The following is a 19,010-nucleotide window of genomic DNA, read 5'->3' on the forward strand; positions in this document are numbered from 1 at the left end:
TTATTTTGCTACCAAATTAATTTAACGGCTTTTACCCTTTTTCGCATTGCATTAATTATCCTTTTAATAGATATTTGCCTCTCTACTAATTATACTACCAAATGGCAGACGAAAAGATCATATTTTCAATGGCTGGGGTTAGCAAAGTCTATCCTCCCCAAAAAACAGTTTTAAAAAATATTTACCTGTCCTTTTTTTACGGTGCCAAAATTGGGGTTATCGGTTTAAACGGTTCGGGTAAATCGTCCTTATTAAAAATTATAGCAGGCATTGATAAAACCAATATAGGCGAAGTTGTTTTTTCACCGGGTTACACTGTTGGTTACCTGAGCCAGGAACCCGAGCTTGACCCGGAAAAAACCGTGCGCGAAGTGGTGGAAGAAGGCGTTGCCGAAACTACTGCCTTATTAAAAGAGTACGAAGAGATAAACGAAAAATTCGGCCTGGAAGAATATTATAGCGATGCCGATAAAATGGATAAACTGATGTCGCGCCAGGGTGAGCTGCAGGATCAGATAGATGCCGTGAACGCCTGGGAGCTTGATACCAAACTGGAACGCGCCATGGATGCGCTACGCTGCCCCGAACCGGATACTAAAATTTCGGTACTATCGGGCGGTGAGCGCCGTCGGGTGGCACTTTGCCGTTTATTATTAAAAGAGCCTGATGTTTTACTGCTTGATGAGCCTACCAATCACCTGGATGCCGAATCAATTGATTGGCTGGAGCAGCATTTACAGCAATATAAAGGTACTGTTATAGCCGTAACGCACGACCGTTACTTCCTTGACAATGTTGCAGGCTGGATCCTGGAACTTGACCGTGGCGAAGGCATTCCTTGGAAAGGCAACTACTCTTCATGGCTTGACCAAAAGGCCAAACGCCTGGCGCAGGAAGAAAAAAGCGAAAGCAAACGTCAGAAAACCCTGGAGCGTGAGCTGGAATGGGTGCGCATGGGCCCTAAAGGTCGCCACGCCAAATCAAAGGCCCGCTTAGGCAACTATGAAAAACTGGCATCTGAAGAAACTAAGGAACGCGAAGAAAAACTGGAACTGTTTATTCCACCGGGCCCGCGTTTGGGTAATGTGGTGATTGAAGCTAACAACGTAAGCAAGTCTTATGGCGATAAATTGTTGTTCGATAACCTGAGCTTCTCTTTGCCGCCGGCAGGTATTGTGGGCATCATCGGGCCAAACGGTGCGGGTAAAACCACCCTGTTCCGCCTTATTACCGGGCAAGACAAGCCAGATTCGGGCACTTTCCGCGTTGGCGAAACCGTTGCCCTTGGCTACGTTGACCAGATGCATGATGACCTTGACCCTAACAAATCTGTTTGGGAAAACGTAACCGGCGGCCTGGAAACCATTATGGTAGGCAACCGTCCGCTTAACTCGCGTGCTTATGTATCCAAATTCAACTTTAACGGTGCCGATCAGCAGAAAAAAGTAGGTGTGCTGTCGGGTGGTGAACGTAACCGCGTACACTTGTCCATCACGCTTAAAAAAGGATCGAACGTATTGCTGCTGGATGAGCCCACCAACGATATTGACGTAAATACCCTGCGTTCACTGGAAGAAGCTTTGGAAAACTTTGGCGGCTGCGCGGTAGTGATCAGCCACGACCGCTGGTTCCTCGACCGTATATGTACTCACATCCTGGCGTTTGAAGGCAACTCACAGGTTTACTTTTTTGAAGGTAACTACTCCGACTACGAGGAAAACCGCAAAAAACGACTTGGTGATGTGGCACCAAAAAGAATTAAGTATAAAAAGCTGACAGTGTAAGAAGTCAAAGCCATCTATAAACGGCGAAGCCTTCATGAGCACCCAAAAATAGCTTATCGCGAATAATCTCCCCCCTGAAGGGAAGAGACTTTTTATATACCGCGCGTCATTGCTTCATACCTCGCAATGGCGCGTTTTTATTTAATTTTTCTGTACCCTCTTTGCGGCAAAGCCAAAGGAGGGTGATCCAGCGAAGCGCAGATCGGGTGAGTCAAGGGGCGCGAGCACTCTGTAACGTTCGCGATTGCTTCGTTCCTCGCAATGACATGATTAGATTCTTTTCCCCGTCAACAGATAAGCTTCAGACCAAAGCAGGCAGAACTTGTTGGACTTGTGCGGCTGCATGGGCATAGCAAGTTTTTGCTGTAGCGAGGGCCTGTGCGAACGAAGTTGGGCAAAATAATTGCAGCCCGAGGTTCTGCCTGATTGCAGGGCAAGGCGCTGTGTGCAAAGAAGCTCCTCTGCTGACAGCCATTATTCGCAGTTATTTTTGTTTTTATTGGTGCTCATTATCTCGCTTCGCTCGGTCTGGTTACTTTTGTGGCAACAAAAGTAACTGGCCATCCCGCGGCCAAGAGCGGGTATGCGATAGGCTTAACCACTCTGTAATGTTCGCGATTGCTTCGTTCCTCGCAATGACATGTGTTTTCTAATCAGATAATGAACTCACTCCGTTCGTTTGTCTTTACACCGAGCAATGCGTTTTTATTTGAAGAACCCTCGCTCCGTTAATTTCCTGTCATAAATATGTCACTCTCCCCAAAAAATACCCTAACTATCAATTCCTTATATCAAGTGAGTAAAAAAATCCTTAAATTGCCGTTTTCTAATTTATAATACATTAAGGCCATGACTGAGACGCTGGACATCAAGATCACCAAAACCACTCACTCCCGTTTAGCTGAAACGGATTTTGACAACTTACCATTCGGAAAAACATTTTCTGACCATATGTTTGTGGCCGATTATGCCGATGGTGAATGGAAAAACCTCCAGGTCATTCCCTACGGCGAAATTGGGCTTAGTCCGGCAATTTCTGCATTACATTACGGTCAGGCATTTTTTGAAGGTTTAAAAGCCTACAAACATGCCGACGGAAAAGTTACTATCTTCCGCCCCGATAAAAACGCCATCCGCTTTAACAAGTCGGCAGAGCGTTTATGCATGCCAACTTTGCCCGAAGAAATATTTTTACAAAGTATGGCCACCGTGGTTGATATTGATCGCGACTGGATACCAACTAAAGCAAACCACGCCTTGTATATCCGTCCGTTTATGTTTGCTACTGACCCATACCTGGGTGTAACACCATCATCAACTTACAAATACATGGTGCTTACCGGCCCTGTTGGACCATACTTTTCAAAAACACTGCGTGTTAAAATAGAAACTTACTACACCCGCGCTGCAGAAGGCGGTATGGGCTTTGCAAAAGCTGCCGGCAACTATGGCAGCTCGATGCTGCCTGCCCGTAAAGCAACCGAAGAAGGCTTTGACCAATTGATCTGGACAGATGCCAAAGAGCACAAATACATTGAAGAAATGGGCGCCGCAAACGCTATGTTCCTGCTTGACGGTAAACTGATCACCGCGGAAGCAAAAGATACCATTCTTGATGGTGTAACCCGCGACACAGTTATCGCCTTAGCCAAAGAATGGGGCATCCCGGTTGAAACCCGCAAAGTTTCCGTAGCTGAAATTATTGAAGGCGCCAAAAACGGCAAACTTACCGATGCCTTTGGTGCAGGTACCGCAGCAACCATTGCCTCTGTAGGTTCTATCAGTGTTGACGGCGAAGAGTATTTTCTGAGCGACCCAAAAAACCGCGAGTTCTCGCAAAAAGTTTTAGCTACGCTTGATGCCGTAAAATATGGTAACGCGCCAGATACCTACGGATGGAACTACCTGGTAGGTTAATTGATCTTATTAGTAAACAAAAAAGGTGCGCCGAACGGGAGGGCACTGAAAAAGTCTAAATAGGCTAAACGGGGTTGAAAAATCAGTTTTTCAACCCCGTTTTTTGTATCTTGAAGTGTCAAAAGAAAGCCACTACAAGATGCTCGTTCAACAACAAAAGATCCATTTTAGCGCGTTTTCGGGCTTATATGACCTGATCGTTCCTAAAGACAATCTTCTGCGGAAGATCAATGACCTGGTAGATTTTACCTTTATCTATGATGAACTGATCAGCAAATACAGCATTACTAACGGCCGGGCAGCAGAAAGCCCTGTACGGATGTTCAAGTATCTGTTGTTGAAAACGGTTTATACGGTTTCAGACGTTGATGTGGTTGAGCGTTCGCAGTATGACATGTCTTTCAAATATTTCCTGGATATGTCGCCTGAAGAAGAAGTTATTGATCCCAGTTCATTGACCAAGTTCAGAAAGCTGCGGCTAAAGGATAATGATCTGTTAAACCTGCTTATTGGTAAAACGGTGACCATAGCTATTGAAAAAGGGCTCATCCGCTCAAAATCCATTATTGTTGATGCTACCCATTCCCTGTCGAGATCCAACCCGTATTCAGCATTGGAAGTATTGCGGGAACGTTCAAAGTTACTCCGCAAAGCTGTTTATGCGATAGATGAAGATATGAAGGCAGGCATGCCCGAAAAGAACACAGCCGACGAATTGGAAAAAGAACTGGCTTATTGCAGTGCATTGGAAAAGTATATTGAAGCCGATCAACCGTTATGCCAGATACCTGCGGTAAAAGAAAAACTGAATCTATTGAAAGAGACAGTAGCAGATACTCAGGAGCACTATATAGTATCTAAAGACAAGGATGCCAAAACCGGCCATAAATCAGCTGATAGCTCATTCTTTGGTTATAAGACCCATCTGGCGATGACCGAGGAACGCATCATTACCGCTGCCGTAATCACATCGGGTGAAAAAGGTGATGGTCCGGAGCTTCCCAAACTTTTAGAAATCAGCCAAAACAATGGGATCAACGTAGAAAAGATTATCGGCGATTCAGCTTATTCAGGAAAAGAGAACCTTGCGTTAATGAACGGACAGGATATTAAGGTGGTAGCCAAACTAAACCCAACCATTACCCAGGGGTTTAGAAAAGAAGAAGATAAGTTCGATTATAACAAAGACGCTGATATGTTCGTTTGCCCTGCAGGGCATTTGTCCATACGAAAATCAAGACAGGGAAAAAAGAACGTTGGAACAAATCAGACAGACACGTATTACTTTGATGTTGAAAAATGCAAAATCTGCCCATTTAGGGAGGGTTGCTACAAACCTGGGGCAAAAACCAAGACCTATTCTGTAAGCATAAAGTCAGACCTGCACCAACAACAGATGGCTTTTCAGGAAACGACACAATATAAGGAAAGCATCAAACACAGGTATAAGATCGAAGCCAAAAACAGTGAACTAAAAAACGTTCATGGTTATGACCGGGCGATAGCTTATGGTATCGAAAACATGCAGATGCAGGGCGCATTGGCCATCTTTACTGTCAATCTGAAAAGGATCATCAAACTGATCGCCTAAAAAACAATAAAAAGAGGTATTTAGCCGTTTTTTGCACTCCCCAAACTCCTATAGGCCCGTATTATCCACATTAAATCACCCACACAAAAGCAATCAGAACAAAAAAGCGACCAAGTAAAAGTTGCCTTTTCTCTTGATCGCTTTTCGTAATTCGTTTTATTGCACTACTTTTTCAGTGCCCTCCCGAACGGCGCACCTTTTTTGTTGGCATATTATTTGGCTGTCATGCTGAGCTCCGTCGAAGCATGGTGGGCAGGCCTCTACGCGCGATCCTTCGACAAGCTCAGGATGACAGGCCCTTACTCGTCAAAAATTGCAATTAGCCATCGGCGTTATGCCCTCTTTATCAACTGTTAAAAAAGGTTTACCTTTTTTATAACCAACAATCCAGATGGTATCAAAATCATCATTGGGCCACTGCAGGTTTTTAACATTGAGGCCAAGGGCTTTCAGGATAGGTTTAATCTGACTATGTTCCCATACAATTAGTATGGTTCCTTTTTTTGCGGTTAGTTCGACGGCTAAGCCTGCGGCATTTTCCTCCTCAAAGCTGCTGTTAACAGTTAAATTATATTTAATGGCGAAAGGCGAAACGGTTTGGAACATGCGTCCCCGCGGGGTTGATTTACCGAGGTGCAGTGCCGGGACATACACATAACTTGGTACACCGAATTTTGCTTTTAAAACTTCGGGGAGCTTCATGGCCCGGTTAAGGCCCATACACGACAGGTTATCGCCATCGTCAGGTTTTTCGGCATGGCGAATAAAGATCAGCCTAAGATTTTTGCCTTGCGCCAGTGCGTCGACCGCCACCAGGCCTGTCGCAAACACTATCAGTAAGAAAATAAATGCTGCTTTTTTCATGACAGGATATCAGGCAAAATTAACAACCTACTACTCCACACTAACAGTAAGACCTTCCTGCTGCAATATTTTGCGGTAAATTTCCATTTCGGTGAATGAGCCTTCCAGTATGGCACATTTCCCTTCGTTATGAACTTTCCAGGCTATTTTTTCGGCTTGTGCTTCAGAGTAATCAAGATACTTCATCATGCAATGGATCACGTGATCAAAGGTGTTAAAATCATCGTTCCATAATATAAGGCGGTGAACTTCTTTCAATCCGGCCAGTATTTCTTCGAGTGTGAGTGTTTCTTCCTGCGTTTCGGTTGACATCGTAACTACAAATTTACTCAAAAACAATAATAAATATGTTAAAATTATGTTTAATGGGCTTAAAAATCATGTTACAATAACCCCTTATTTAAAACCCTAAACTCCCCAAACCCATGAAAAAAGCGTTCTATTGCTTTATTTTCACACCTGCTTTTTTATTGTGCTTAGTTACCGCGGTCAACGCGCAATCTGCCAAAACAGATCAAACCACCTTAAAGGCGCCTGCCGGCGCCATTGCTGTTGATGGCAGCCTGAAAGACTGGGGCGACACCCTGCGCTATTTCAATGATGAAAAGAAGATTGGCTACACGCTGGCCAATGACAAAACCATGCTTTACGCGGTCGTCCGCATCAGCGACAGGATAAACCAAATGCGTATTTTAAATGCCGGTATTACTTTAGGCATTGACACCAAAGGCAAAAAAAAGGAAAGCTTTTCGCTCACCTTCCCACTGGCAGATCCCGGCGCACCGCCCGAATTTGGCAAACGCAGTAACCAGGACGGCGAAATTACCAAGGAGGACCGCGACGAGCTCATGCGTGAGCGGGTAACCAAACTCCGCAATATTAAGGTAGAAGGTTTTAAAGATATTGAGGGCGATATGATAACAACCTCAAACACTTACGGCATTAAAGCGGCTATTGACTATGATGCCGAAGGAAATCTTGTTTATGAAATAGCCATCCCCCTGCAATTTTTCCACACCGATGATATTACTAAAAACGAATGGGCCTTTAATTTTAAAATAAATGGCATACAAAGGCCCAAAGGCGAAGGCGCAGAAAATCCCGATCATCAAAGCGGCGGTTTTGGTGGCGGCGGCAGAGGTGGTCGTGGCGGAGGCGGCATGGGCGGCGGTCGTGGTGGCAGAGGTGGCCGCGGAGGTGGCGGTTTCGGCGGAAGCCAGGCTGGCCGTAGCGAAATATCCCAGTCGGTTGATTTCTGGGAGAAGTTTTATTTGGCTAAGTAGATTGCAAATTCAAAATTTCCCGTTGTCATGCTGAACGCAGTGAAGCATCTGTTTGCCGATGTGCCTACTGGAGAGTAGATCCTTCACTGCGTTCAGGATGACAAATCTTTTTTTTAATAAATCACTAAAGGCTCGTCAGGAGCCACGTCGAAGGGTTGAGCGCAGAAGCCCTCCCACTATGCTTCGACGGTTCTCAACATGACACCCGGCACTTTTTAATTTTGAATTTTACTACTCAACCTTGTATTTATAGACCTGCCGGCCCAGGGTGCCATCGGCATCAAGGCCTTCAATTACTATGCGACAGGTGCCTTTTCCATCGGCATTAAAGAATGACAGCGTAGCATTGCCATCTTTATCGGTTATGATACTTGGTCGCCAGTATATAGTTGAGCGCAGATCCTGCATTTGTGTATTTGTTTTAGGATCGTCATACTGGGGCGAGTAAAATTCACGCGCTTTATAATATCCCTTAGGCGAGTAGGTAACCACACCCGGCGCATAACGGTTATAAACAGCGCCTTCATCACCGCGCTTGGTGGTAATTACTATTAATCCGTTTCCTCCCCTGAAACCATAAATGGCAGTGTTTCCACCTGAGCGTAAAACTTCAATACTGGCAACATCAGATGCTACTATATTATCTAACTGATCCCCTTCCAGATAAACCCCGTCAATCACTAATTGCATCGGCCTGGTTCCGCCACGGGTGGAATAAGGTACTCCTCCCCGAAATATTACACCCACCAATCGTCCTTGCAGTATATTGGATAACTGCTGATTACCCATATTTTCAATATCCTTATAAGTAAGCACCTGGTCGGCGTTACCCGGTCCGTTCAGGTTTGATGAATGCTGTACAGCCGTTACCCGGGTATCTTTTACTACCACCTCTTTTAATACTATGGTATGGTTGCCTATGCCATATTTTACCTGCTCATTAAATAGTTTCTTGCTGTTTTGTAAATAGGTGGAAAGGCCGTCGTTAATACTTACCTGTATATCGGGCGTGTTTTTATTTTTACCTACCGGCTGCGGGGCTATGTTATCCAATTCTATCTCCAGGTTTTTGCGGTCTTTGGCTGTACGGGCCTGCACCACAAATTTGATACTGTCCCTAAAAACAAGGTTATTGAAGGTAAATTTACCCTGGGCATCGGCCACGGTATCTAAAATAAACGTACCGCCTGCGGTGGTAAACAATGTTACTTTACCATTAGGAACGGGCTTGCCCCCAAAGGTTTTTAAATGACCTGATATGGCTAACGTTTTTTCGGGCTGGTAAACTACCGGTGGAAAAGCATCATTAATAACCTGTTTCCACTCAAAACGGCGATAGCCTTGTGTAAGCATCAGCACATCAAGGTCCGCCCGGGTTTTGGCGTTATCGCTGGCAAAATAATAACCGGGCTTTTCAATGTAGCCTTTCAAATCGGAAGTGAGCAGCACGTTCGAGAAAATACTTTCTTCTGCTGTTTCGTCAAACGGCACTTTTGACATATCGATAACCGAGGCCGAAAAACTGCCTATGGTGGGGTTACCGTCCTTATTTTTAGCGTTGAGGCTGATGGTCACCTTTTCGCGCGGACTGTATTGCTGCTTGTCGGCGGATACCGAAAGCTTAAGCTGATCGGGGTTTTGAATAAACACCAAACGCTCGTTCAGTGGTTCGCCCTTTTCCGAAAAGAGGGTAAACTGCACAATACCCGTAGGGAATTTACTTTTAGGGATTGCTGATGTAAATGTTTTACCGCCATCGGGGCTTTTGCCCGCATAATAAATTTCACCCCCGCTTTGACCAACCAATATCAGTCCGTCGGTAGGGGCGCCGCTCCGCATAAGGCTTGTTCCTGGTAATATTTTTACCACAAGGTCATCCCCCGTCGTGTTATCAATATTCAGCACATAGCCATCATCAGCCGCTTTGGGTAAATTAAAATCACCTTCAGAACCGTCGGCATAAACTACACGCGCCTTGTAAACTCTGCCGCTTTCGGGCTTTAAGTTAAACACGCCCATGCCCAAATGGGTACTGTTAAATGCAGTAATAACCTTGTTTTGGTCGTCAACAATATTTCCTTTTATATCTGTGCCCAGGCCATCGGCGCCAACGGCCTTAAAGGCAACTTTTGATTGCGCACCGTTTACCAGGCTGCCGCTTTCAGGGAAAAACTGTACATCAACCTTGTTTGATACCGCCTTGATGGGCACTGTGCGGGTGATAACTTTTTTATCAATAAGTTTTATATGTGTAATAATATGGCCCGTTGCCGCCGGGCTGGGGGTTGTATTAACAAAAGCAGCATCAAGGTTACCCTTATCATCGGTAACACCTTTGCCCTTAAATATAATTTTGCCGTTGAGTACAACCTGGTAACTTACGTCGTTGCCAACATAGGGGGTGCCATTTTGGTCAGTAAAATTTATGAGCGCGTTTACCTTTTCCTTACCGTTCAGAGAGCCGTACGTAAAATTGGTTCTGGTAGAAACCTTGTTATTAATAGCACTTACAATAGTGATGGTTTTATCATAAAAATAATCATCGCCGGCGTTGCGCATCCAATTGGTATAGGCCCGTATGCGATAGTTACCGGCAGCTATGGTATCTGGCAGCGTGAAATCGCCATTGGTGAGCCCGCTTGTTAATGGGAGTTTAACACTACGCTTTACCGAATCATTTTCGTCAATAAGATCTACATTTAATATTTCGCTGAAAGCCGAGAGCTGGTGTTTGCTACCTATGGTTACATAAGCCTTAAACCAGATGTCATCGCCCGCGGCATAATAGGGTTTGTCAAGATGGAGGTAAACTTTTTCCTGCGGATGCTCTGCCCGCCATTTATAAAGTTGATCTACCAGCTTACCTAAAAGATCATCGCCGGGACCTGTAAATCCAAAAATCAGCGTTATAACTACAGTTACCAGTAAACCGGCAGATAATTTCCTGTATTTCATGACATTAAATATAAATTCAATCTACACAAAATATCTTTTAGATGATACGTTTTGTAAAGGTTTAAGGTTGCTAAAGGTAAAATGTTTAGTGCTGTAAATTAAGCTTTTTATATTACAGGCGCAGGCTCAATCTACACTTTGACAATGATTGAATTTAAAGGTTTAATGCCGCGAAAAATAATTTGATTAAAATTTATTCTTCCACATCATGCTTTCAACCGGGCGTGTTGTTGGGTTGTTGTATTTGGCGTTGCTTTTGGTATTATACATGGTTTCAATATCGCCCTCAACCACAAAATAAATCAGCTGACCAATAGGCATGCCCGGGTAAATACGCACAGGCTGGGCACATGAAATTTCGAGCGTCCAGGTATTGCAGAAACCAACGTCGCCCTTACCGGCTGTGGCATGTATATCAATACCCAAACGGCCGGTGCTCGATTTACCTTCCAGGAAAGGTACATGGCTGTGTGTTTCGGTATATTCCATGGTAACACCCAGGTAAAGCGTATTGGGCTGCAGTACAAAGCCCTCTTTGGGTATCTCAAAGCCATCAATTTCATTATGAACCTTGGCATCCAGCACCCTATCGCGATAGGTGGCCAGGTGTTTGCCTAAATGCACATCGTACGAGTTGGTGCCCAGGCATTCGCGTTTAAAAGGTTCAATAATGATGTTGCCTTTTTCAATTTCTTCGAGAATACGCTTATCTGATAATATCATGTTAGGGGCCTAAATTATAACTAATTAAATCAATAGGCAAGCTATAGTGTCAAGTAGTTAGTATCAGGTATCAGGATTTTTTTAACAAAGGCTGAAAACAAAGCGGCCGCCTTACAAGGTGGCCGCTTTTCTATATCTTATAATTCAATTTCCTGTGCAGGATTAAAATTAGGAAAGTCTGTGAAGCCAATTTCTCCGTTCCTGGTATAATAAGCAGAACGGTCGGCCACTGTTAATGACCAGTTATTTTTGAAACGTGCTACCAGATCCGGGTTTCCTATAAAAGGCCGACCGAAAGCGATCATATCTACCCAACCGGTAGTTAATGCTAATTGTGCAGCATCTTTAGTAAAACTACCACACCAGATAATGGTACCCTTAAAAATATCGCGGGTCTTTTTAACAAATTCATCTGGCAGGTGCGTCTCTTCAAACTTAGTAACTTCCTGCATATTTCCAACAGGCAGCAGTTGATAAAGAAGATGGATATAGGCGATGCCGCGGCGGTTCAGTTCATTATATAAATAAAGAAATGTTTCTTCTGCAGAAGGATCTTCAGGGGTGCTGTTGTAACGGCCAAATGGTGAAAATCTGATCCCAATTTTATCGGCCCCTAATTCCTCAATAGCTGCATCGACTACCTCCAGCAAAAAACGACTGCGGTTTTCCACAGTCTGGCCTCCGTATTGATCACTGCGTGTGTTGTGTGTGGAATTCAGAAACTGCTCTAACAGATAACCATTAGCCGAATGAAGCTCGATACCATCAAATCCTGCTTTTGCCGCATTACGGAAAGCCTGTCTGAAGTCCGCGATCAGGCCGGGCAACTCTTCAGTTCCAAGCATCCTGGGGGCACTTGCCGGTACAAATGTTAATCTGCCATTAGCATCATGTGCAAACACGTCAGATCCTACTGCTTGTACGTCAGTAACACCCCATGGCGCCTGCCCATCGGGCATCATGGAAGTATGAGACATACGGCCCACGTGCCATACCTGTAAAAAAATTCTGCCTCCGTTTTGATGAACCTCATTAGTTACCAATTGCCACCCTTCCACTTGCGCATCCGAATAGATGCCAGGTGTCCACAGATAACCTTTACCGTGGGGGGCAATATCAGCGGCCTCGGCAATAATTAATCCGGCGCTTGCACGTTGCCCATAGTATTTAGCCATCATGGCATTAGGTATATCACCTAATGATGTGCGTGTTCTGGTCATAGGGGCCATCACAACGCGATTTTCCAATTGTATTGAACCCATATCATGAGGTTCAAATAGTGAAATATTTTTCATTTTGATTTTAGTGTTTTTGAGCTATCCGCCCTTTTTACCTTAGCAAAATAACAATGCATATACCTCAAATACAATAACTTACACAATAGTTCGTTACGGTAATAAAGGTTCGTATTGCTCATTTACAGGGGTTTGTCAAATTGAAAAAATTGATTTAGTTTATACTTATGACAGTATATTAACATTGGGTTTGGATGTAATGACCCATTTCCTGATGTATTTTTGCGGTAAATACTAAAATGGCTTATAACAGGACACGCAGATCTGACTGGGTAACAAATCCCGACACTTGCGCAATTGAACTTGCGTTGGCTGCAATTAGCGGCAAGTGGAAGCTGAGGATTTATGATGTATTGCGCAAAGACGAAACGGTAAGGTATTGCCTCATTAATAACAAGCTGGCAGATATTTCAGAAAAGACCCTGACTGCCCAGCTTCGCGAAATGGAACAGGATGGCATTATTACCCGGATTGTTTATCCGGAGGTTCCGCCACGCGTTGAATATCAGCTAACCGCTTTAGGCCAGTCCCTTCAAACCGTTTTTGATGCATTAACAAATTGGGGCATCGCTTCTATAGAAAATAAAAAGACTGAGACGGGTAGCACTTTGTTATAACTTTTTAAAGGTTTCCTGCTCGGTTTATTTTTTCTTCTGTACCTCATTACTACCTTTTAAAAACGCACGCCACCGCGAGGAACGAAGCAATCGCAAACATTACAGAGTGACTTCTGCAGAAGACTCACCCCGTCTGCGCTTCGCTGGACGACCCTCTTCGCCTTTGGCGCAAAGAGGGTGTGAGAACCATTCTTAAATTCCTAATTGTCATCTCGAGGTACGAACGAAAAGCCCCCTCTGAACTGCGAAGTAGCTCACGAGCGCCAAAAATGTCTGATTGCGGGAAATTCTCCCCCAGAAGAAAAGACCTCACAATGCTTTTTCAAGCCCTCTCCTTTGGAGAGGGTTGGGTGAGGCTCTTTACAGCAATGACATTTTTTTACATTAAACAAATGCGTAAAATAACAGGATCTCAAAACCCAAATTGACTGTCTTGATACCTGATACTAATTACTTGATACTATCTATATTTTAATTAAATTTATTTGACATAAGTTTGTCACCTATTTTGCAACTTTACTTATTATGGCAATAGCATACAGGCAGCGGATTGATGACGATACCGAATTTGCGCTCTGGAAAATTGAAGAAGAGGCTGACGACCTGTACAAACAACTAAAACTTGACGATGACGAAAAAGCTTATGTTGAAAAACTAAGCAACGGCAAGCGCCACCTGCATTGGTTGGGCACCCGCGTGCTGCTGCGTAAAATGCTGCTTACCGACGAGTATATTGACTGCAAGGTTGATGCCCATGGCAAGCCCTACCTGGTAAACCTCCCCTATCATATATCATTAAGCCACTCGTTTGATTATGCCGCCGTAATGATCAGCAAAACGCATAAGGTGGGCATTGATATTGAACAGGTAAAACAAAAGGTAGAGCGTATTGCCGGTAAGTTCATGCGCCCGGATGAACTGGCCTTTATTGACCCGAAGCATAAAATTGAACAATTGTATGTTTGCTGGTGTGCCAAGGAAGCCGTTTATAAATGCAACGGCGAAAAAGAAGTATCATTTGCCGACAATATTTTCCTGGAGGCTTTTAGTTTTGATGCTCCGGGACAACTCAACGCCCATCTTCATAAAAAGGAGGTAAGCCTGCATTACAATGTAGGCTATCTGCAGTATGAAGATTATATGATTGGCTATGTAAAGGGTTCAATATAATGAAGAACAAAAAAGTATTTTTTCAGGATTGGGGTTTGATTGATTACCAGCAGGCCTGGGACAAGCAAGAAGAATTGTTTTCCGCTTCGGTAAAAACCAAGCTCCATAACCGCAACAGCGAACTGGCGTACGAGGCAGCCGCGAAAACGTTAGTACCCGCAGATACCTTTGAACCTTTTATGCCCGACGAGGTTTTTAATTACCTCGTATTTTGCGAGCACCCGCATGTATACACTTTAGGTAAAAGTGGCAAACCCGAACATTTACTGCTTGATGAAAACGGGCTGAAAGAAAAGGGCGCAGCATACTATACCATTAACCGCGGCGGCGATATTACCTATCACGGCCCGGGGCAAATTGTATCATACCCGATTCTCGACCTCGATAATTTTTTCACCGATATACACCTGTACCTGCGCACACTGGAAGAAGCCGTTATACTAACCCTGGCCGATTACGGTTTAAAGGCAGGCCGTTACCCGGGCTACACCGGTGTTTGGTTTGATGCCGATAATGAACACGCCCGAAAAATATGCGCCATGGGCGTGCGCTGCAGCCGCTGGGTAACCATGCACGGCCTGGCATTTAATATCAACACCGATTTGGATTACTTTGGAAATATTGTCCCCTGTGGTATTGATGATAAGGCAGTAACCTCCATGCAAAAAGAACTGGGGCACGTGGTTAATATAAATGAAGTTAAAAAAATCCTAAAGCATCATATTTCCGTACTTTTTGGTATGGAGATTTTATGATGAAAGCTTTATTTTTAATTTTATGTACCATAAGCACGCTATCGGCGTGCACCAAAACCCCAGCTATGACGTATTTACCGCCGCCAAAGCCAATAATCCCCATAACCGATACCCTGAGCTACCTGGCCCTCGGCGATTCGTATACCATTGGCCAGTCGGTGCCTGCGGAGGTATCATTTCCTAACCAGCTTGCCACGCAGCTAACCGGGCACAAGGTAACTGCCCCCACCATCATCGCCAAAACCGGGTGGACAACCGACGAACTGATCACCGCCATTGACAACAGCGACATCAAGGACAAAACCTATGATATAGTAACCCTCCTTATTGGCGTGAACGACCAGTACGGCGGCCACAGTCAAGCCAACTATCGCGAAAAATTTGTGCAGGTTTTAAATACCGCTATCAAATTTGCAAAGGGCAATGCCAAACATGTTTTTGTACTCTCCATACCTGATTATGGTGTAACACCCTTCGCACACGGGGATGGCGCCCGCATTGGCCGCGAAATTGATGAGTTCAATGATATAAACAAGGAAGAAAGCACTAAAGCCGGCGTTCATTATATTGATATTACTCCCATATCAAAACTGGCCGCCAATAACAGTTCGCTCATTGCCGATGATGGTCTGCACCCTTCCTCAGCCATGTACCAGATGTGGGTAGACAAACTCAAGCCGGTTATTTTAGACGAGCTGAAAACGAAATAAAAGCCGGATGGTTTTTCGTAAAATCTGAACAAAAGGCCTAAACTTTTTAAAGTACCCGCAAATCTTCAAAAAAATGTTAAAATGAACCGTTCTGATCAGTTTTGAAACATTTTAAGCGAATATTTATCTGTTTTACACCTGTATTTCGGGATATTTATGTTAAAATATCGCTTTAAGAAGTCCCAGGGCACTTTTAGGCTTAAAACTAAAAAATCAACACTCCGGCAGGCTGATCGGGATGTTAATAGCCAATCCCCCGTCTGATGTTTCCTTGTATTTGGAGTTCATGTCAAGGGCGGTTTGCCACATGGTTTTTACCACGGCATCCAAACTCACCTTGGCCTTTTCGGGGTTGCTCTGCAAAGCCAGCTGCGAGGCGGTAATAGCCTTAATAGCACCCATGGTATTGCGCTCTATACAAGGGATCTGTACAAGCCCTCCAATCGGGTCACAGGTGAGGCCCAGGTGATGTTCCATGGCTATTTCGGCGGCCATGAGTACCTGCCGCTGGGTACCGCCCATACACTCGGTTAAAGCCGCCGCAGCCATCGCGGATGATACCCCGATCTCGGCCTGGCAACCTCCCATAGCCGCCGATATGGTAGCTCCTTTCTTAAATATACTCCCAATCTCCGAAGCCGTAAACAAAAACTGAATGATCCTTTGCTCGGTGTTACCTTCGCAAAAAACGATATAATACTGTAAAACAGCGGGTATAACCCCGGCAGCGCCGTTAGTAGGCGCAGTAACCACCCGGCCAAATGAGGCATTTTCCTCATTTACTGCCAATGCGAAACAGCTTACCCAATCCAGTATATTTTTAAAACCATCGCCGGTTTCCCTGATGGCTATTACCCATTCGTCATAATTGGTATAGGTATTATTACCAATGAGTTTGCTGTTAAGTTTAAAAGCCCTACGAGCTACATTGAGGCCTCCGGGAAGCTGCCCGGTGGTATGGCACCCGCGGTAAATACACTCCTTTATGGCCTTAAAGATATTTAAAACGCCGGTACGTGTTTCCTGTTCGTTACGCCAGGCCAGCTCGTTCTCCATCACTACTTCTGATATCTTAAGGCCTGTTTTAATGCACCAGTGCAGCAAATCGGCGGCGGTATCAATCGGGAAGGGTAAATCAACCTCCTGTTTGGTTTGGTTTGAACCGCCTTCCTTGACTACAAAGCCACCGCCAATGGAGTAATAAGTCTCCGAAACCGCCTTGCCGTTATTTAAAAACGCCTGAAAAGTCACCGCGTTGGGATGAAAAGGTAAACTCTCGTTAAGGAGGAACAGCAGATCGTCGGTAACGGAAAAATTAATCTCCTGTATACCTGCCAGCTGCAATTTATGAGTATTGGTAATCGTATTAATTTTAGGAACTATCTGGTCAACTTCAAAAGTAACCGGATCGTCGCCGCTCATACCTAATAGTATGGCAATATCGGTGCCATGGCCCCGCCCGGTTTTGGCTAATGAGCCATATAGTAGTATTTTAACCTGTTCTACCAATGGCAATAAACCATTCTGTTCAAGACCCTGCGCAAACTGTTGTGCTGCCCTCCAGGGGCCAAGGGTATGCGAACTTGACGGCCCAATGCCAATCTTAAACATATCAAATACCGAAATCTGTTCTCTTTGCATCGGGTCAAAATTAATCATAAAATATTATTACCGCTTCGTAATAAATATGCGATGTTGTTACCCTTTTATTTAAATATTTTATATTTTGCAGTAATTAAATAACACTAAACCATTTACTTAAACCCCAAAACCAATGGAAAACTATGATCCATCTTCGGCTTCAGCCGGTGCTTTCGCTGCTATTATGGCTGCATGTCTAATTCCTGCTTTAATTGTCGGGATTATTTCTTTAATCGGGATGTGGAAGGTATACGAAAAAGCCGGCAAACCAGGCTGGGCATGCATCATCCCTATTTATAGCCACATTGTATTACTTGAAATTATTGGCAAGCCAATATGGTGGATATTTTTATTCCTGGTGCCATGCGTAAACATCGTTGTTGCCGTGTGGACACTCAATTTATTAAGTAAAAGCTTTGGCCAAAGTGAAGGTTTTACCGTGGGCCTCTTATTACTCCCATTTGTATTCTTCCCTGTATTAGGCTTCGGGAATTATCAATATTTAGGCCCTTCAGCTAAAGAAGCAGCAGGGTATAAACCATTTAACCCAAACGATTATAAAGATCCCTTTAATAACCAGCCTCCACAGGCCTAATGTTGCTAAATTATAACACACTACAAATATTTTGCAGCCAGCTGGGCTTTATCCACTGGCTGCAAAGTCATTTGCTCCCCTGTCCTTTTAAGTACCTTACCGGAATTGACTGCCCCGGTTGTGGTTTTCAGCGTTCCATAGTAGCCCTTTTACAGGGCGACATGCAAAAAAGCTTCACTTTATATCCACCTGCCATCCCGCTGCTTCTATTTTTTGCCTATGGCATCGCCGATAAATATTTAAAGCTGGATACGCCGAAATTCGCGGTTAAAAAAACCTTCTTTATTATCACTGGCAGTATTGTACTGATTAGCTACATCATTAAAATGTATGGGCTGTATGAACATTACAGGCTCTCCGCCTGAGCACTTATGTGGCTATAATCTTTCACTATGGTTTGCAAAAAAACCATGTCGTTCATATCCCTTGGAGACGCTATACCGAGGTGCTCTTTGGTACGCTGTGCCATGTTAAACACAAGCATATTATTACCTGTTCTTGTATAATTTTGTATAACCTCGGCAATAAGAGCAACATCCTGGTCATTTAACTGGTTTACCTCTTTAAAAACAGGTATATAGCTATCATCTGACGGTCTGAATACCAGGTTATCCATCTTTGTACGGGGTTGGGTCCTGATCATGGCTGTTCCGGCAGCTATATCACCAATACGCTGCCCGTTTTCGGTAACAATGGCTGATACAAGTGCGGCCAACCCACCTGTTATGCCAAAATCAATTAACCGTAACAACCAGCGCAACAGGTATTGACCAAATGTCGGCCGGTTACCATTCAGGCTGATCACTTTTATTTTGGAAATGCGTTTACCGATACTCTGCCCATTTAAAAACTGCTCGCATATCAGGTCATAAAACACAAAGATCACAGCTACGATAATAAAATACGCGCTAACACCAACATCACCAACCCGGTTAGCCGCTAAAACAAATCCAATGATCCACAGCGGTACAAAAACCAGGTAATCAAGCAATTTTGCTACTATGCGTTCGCCAAGCCCTGCTATTTCGTAGTCAATATCAATATTTTGGGTAGTATGTACCTTTATTGTTTGCATCTGATCAAAGATATATTTGTTATTCAAAAATATGA

General features: G+C 44.1%; 17 protein-coding genes. 10 read left to right on the forward strand and 7 right to left on the reverse strand.

The features are described 5' to 3' along the window. Positions 1-101: 101 nt before the first annotated feature. The 3 genes from ettA to SNE25_RS29585 all read left to right on the forward strand — a co-directional run bounded on the left by ettA (position 102) and on the right by SNE25_RS29585 (position 5,292). Positions 102-1,784: an energy-dependent translational throttle protein EttA gene (ettA, locus tag SNE25_RS29575; RefSeq protein ID WP_321562606.1), complete on the forward strand. Its 1,683-nt coding sequence runs from the start codon at positions 102-104 to the stop codon at positions 1,782-1,784. Between the two features lie 849 nt (positions 1,785-2,633). After that, positions 2,634-3,701 (forward strand): branched-chain amino acid aminotransferase, encoded by a 1,068-nt coding sequence (locus SNE25_RS29580; RefSeq protein WP_321562607.1) that lies wholly within the window; start codon positions 2,634-2,636, stop codon positions 3,699-3,701. A 139-nt stretch (positions 3,702-3,840) separates the two neighbouring features. Next, positions 3,841-5,292, forward strand: coding sequence for an IS1182 family transposase (locus SNE25_RS29585; RefSeq protein WP_321562608.1), 1,452 nt, complete (start codon positions 3,841-3,843; stop codon positions 5,290-5,292). Between the two features lie 306 nt (positions 5,293-5,598). Here SNE25_RS29585 and SNE25_RS29590 read toward each other — a convergent pair whose 3' ends face one another. Together SNE25_RS29590 and SNE25_RS29595 are read right to left on the reverse strand one after the other, a co-directional pair. Beyond that, entirely contained in the window at positions 5,599-6,156 is a 558-nt protein-coding gene (locus SNE25_RS29590; protein ID WP_321562609.1) for a histidine phosphatase family protein, read from the reverse strand. Positions 6,157-6,186: 30 nt separating this feature from the next. Then, positions 6,187-6,468 carry an ATP-dependent Clp protease adaptor ClpS gene (locus SNE25_RS29595; protein WP_321562610.1) on the reverse strand — a complete coding sequence of 94 codons (282 nt, stop codon included), beginning with the start codon at positions 6,466-6,468 and terminating at the stop codon, positions 6,187-6,189. Positions 6,469-6,581: 113 nt separating this feature from the next. Here SNE25_RS29595 and SNE25_RS29600 point away from each other — a divergent pair, with 113 nt between their 5' ends. Next, on the forward strand, positions 6,582-7,439 hold the full coding sequence (locus SNE25_RS29600) for a hypothetical protein (protein ID WP_321562611.1): 858 nt from the start codon (positions 6,582-6,584) through the stop codon (positions 7,437-7,439). A 231-nt stretch (positions 7,440-7,670) separates the two neighbouring features. Here the strand turns inward: SNE25_RS29600 and SNE25_RS29605 are convergent, their stop codons facing one another. From SNE25_RS29605 to SNE25_RS29615, 3 genes are all read right to left on the reverse strand, one after another. Beyond that, positions 7,671-10,394 (reverse strand): TonB-dependent receptor plug domain-containing protein, encoded by a 2,724-nt coding sequence (locus SNE25_RS29605; RefSeq protein ID WP_321562612.1) that lies wholly within the window; start codon positions 10,392-10,394, stop codon positions 7,671-7,673. 186 nt (positions 10,395-10,580) lie between these two features. Next, positions 10,581-11,117: a dCTP deaminase gene (gene dcd / locus SNE25_RS29610; protein ID WP_321562613.1), complete on the reverse strand. Its 537-nt coding sequence runs from the start codon at positions 11,115-11,117 to the stop codon at positions 10,581-10,583. A 137-nt stretch (positions 11,118-11,254) separates the two neighbouring features. Beyond that, the gene (locus SNE25_RS29615) at positions 11,255-12,412 is read right to left on the reverse strand and encodes an alkene reductase (protein WP_321562614.1); all 1,158 of its coding nucleotides are present in this window, start codon (positions 12,410-12,412) and stop codon (positions 11,255-11,257) included. 239 nt (positions 12,413-12,651) lie between these two features. On the opposite strand from SNE25_RS29615, the gene SNE25_RS29620 reads away from it, so the two are divergent. From SNE25_RS29620 to SNE25_RS29635, 4 genes are all read left to right on the forward strand, one after another. Further along, positions 12,652-13,029 carry a winged helix-turn-helix transcriptional regulator gene (locus tag SNE25_RS29620; RefSeq protein ID WP_321562615.1) on the forward strand — a complete coding sequence of 126 codons (378 nt, stop codon included), beginning with the start codon at positions 12,652-12,654 and terminating at the stop codon, positions 13,027-13,029. A gap of 525 nt (positions 13,030-13,554) precedes the next feature. Beyond that, positions 13,555-14,199: a 4'-phosphopantetheinyl transferase family protein gene (locus tag SNE25_RS29625; protein ID WP_321562616.1), complete on the forward strand. Its 645-nt coding sequence runs from the start codon at positions 13,555-13,557 to the stop codon at positions 14,197-14,199. Next, positions 14,199-14,954, forward strand: a complete 756-nt coding sequence (gene lipB / locus SNE25_RS29630) for a lipoyl(octanoyl) transferase LipB (RefSeq protein ID WP_321562617.1) — start codon at positions 14,199-14,201, stop codon at positions 14,952-14,954. The genes SNE25_RS29625 and lipB overlap by 1 nt, the downstream gene beginning before the upstream one ends. A 65-nt stretch (positions 14,955-15,019) precedes the next feature. After that, on the forward strand, positions 15,020-15,664 hold the full coding sequence (locus SNE25_RS29635; protein WP_321562618.1) for an SGNH/GDSL hydrolase family protein: 645 nt from the start codon (positions 15,020-15,022) through the stop codon (positions 15,662-15,664). Between the two features lie 213 nt (positions 15,665-15,877). Here the strand turns inward: SNE25_RS29635 and SNE25_RS29640 are convergent, their stop codons facing one another. Further along, positions 15,878-17,305 (reverse strand): L-serine ammonia-lyase, encoded by a 1,428-nt coding sequence (locus SNE25_RS29640; protein ID WP_321562619.1) that lies wholly within the window; start codon positions 17,303-17,305, stop codon positions 15,878-15,880. 133 nt (positions 17,306-17,438) lie between these two features. Between SNE25_RS29640 and SNE25_RS29645 the strand changes: the two genes are divergently transcribed. Together SNE25_RS29645 and SNE25_RS29650 are read left to right on the forward strand one after the other, a co-directional pair. Next, positions 17,439-17,900, forward strand: coding sequence for a DUF5684 domain-containing protein (locus tag SNE25_RS29645; protein ID WP_321562620.1), 462 nt, complete (start codon positions 17,439-17,441; stop codon positions 17,898-17,900). After that, positions 17,900-18,265 (forward strand): DUF2752 domain-containing protein, encoded by a 366-nt coding sequence (locus SNE25_RS29650; protein WP_321562621.1) that lies wholly within the window; start codon positions 17,900-17,902, stop codon positions 18,263-18,265. Before SNE25_RS29645 ends, SNE25_RS29650 begins: the two co-directional genes overlap by 1 nt. Here the strand turns inward: SNE25_RS29650 and SNE25_RS29655 are convergent. Continuing rightward, positions 18,247-18,975: an RDD family protein gene (locus SNE25_RS29655; RefSeq protein ID WP_321562622.1), complete on the reverse strand. Its 729-nt coding sequence runs from the start codon at positions 18,973-18,975 to the stop codon at positions 18,247-18,249. The genes SNE25_RS29650 and SNE25_RS29655 overlap by 19 nt on opposite strands. Positions 18,976-19,010 lie beyond the last annotated feature (35 nt).

The organism is Mucilaginibacter sabulilitoris (assembly GCF_034262375.1).
GTDB lineage: Bacteria > Bacteroidota > Bacteroidia > Sphingobacteriales > Sphingobacteriaceae > Mucilaginibacter > Mucilaginibacter sabulilitoris.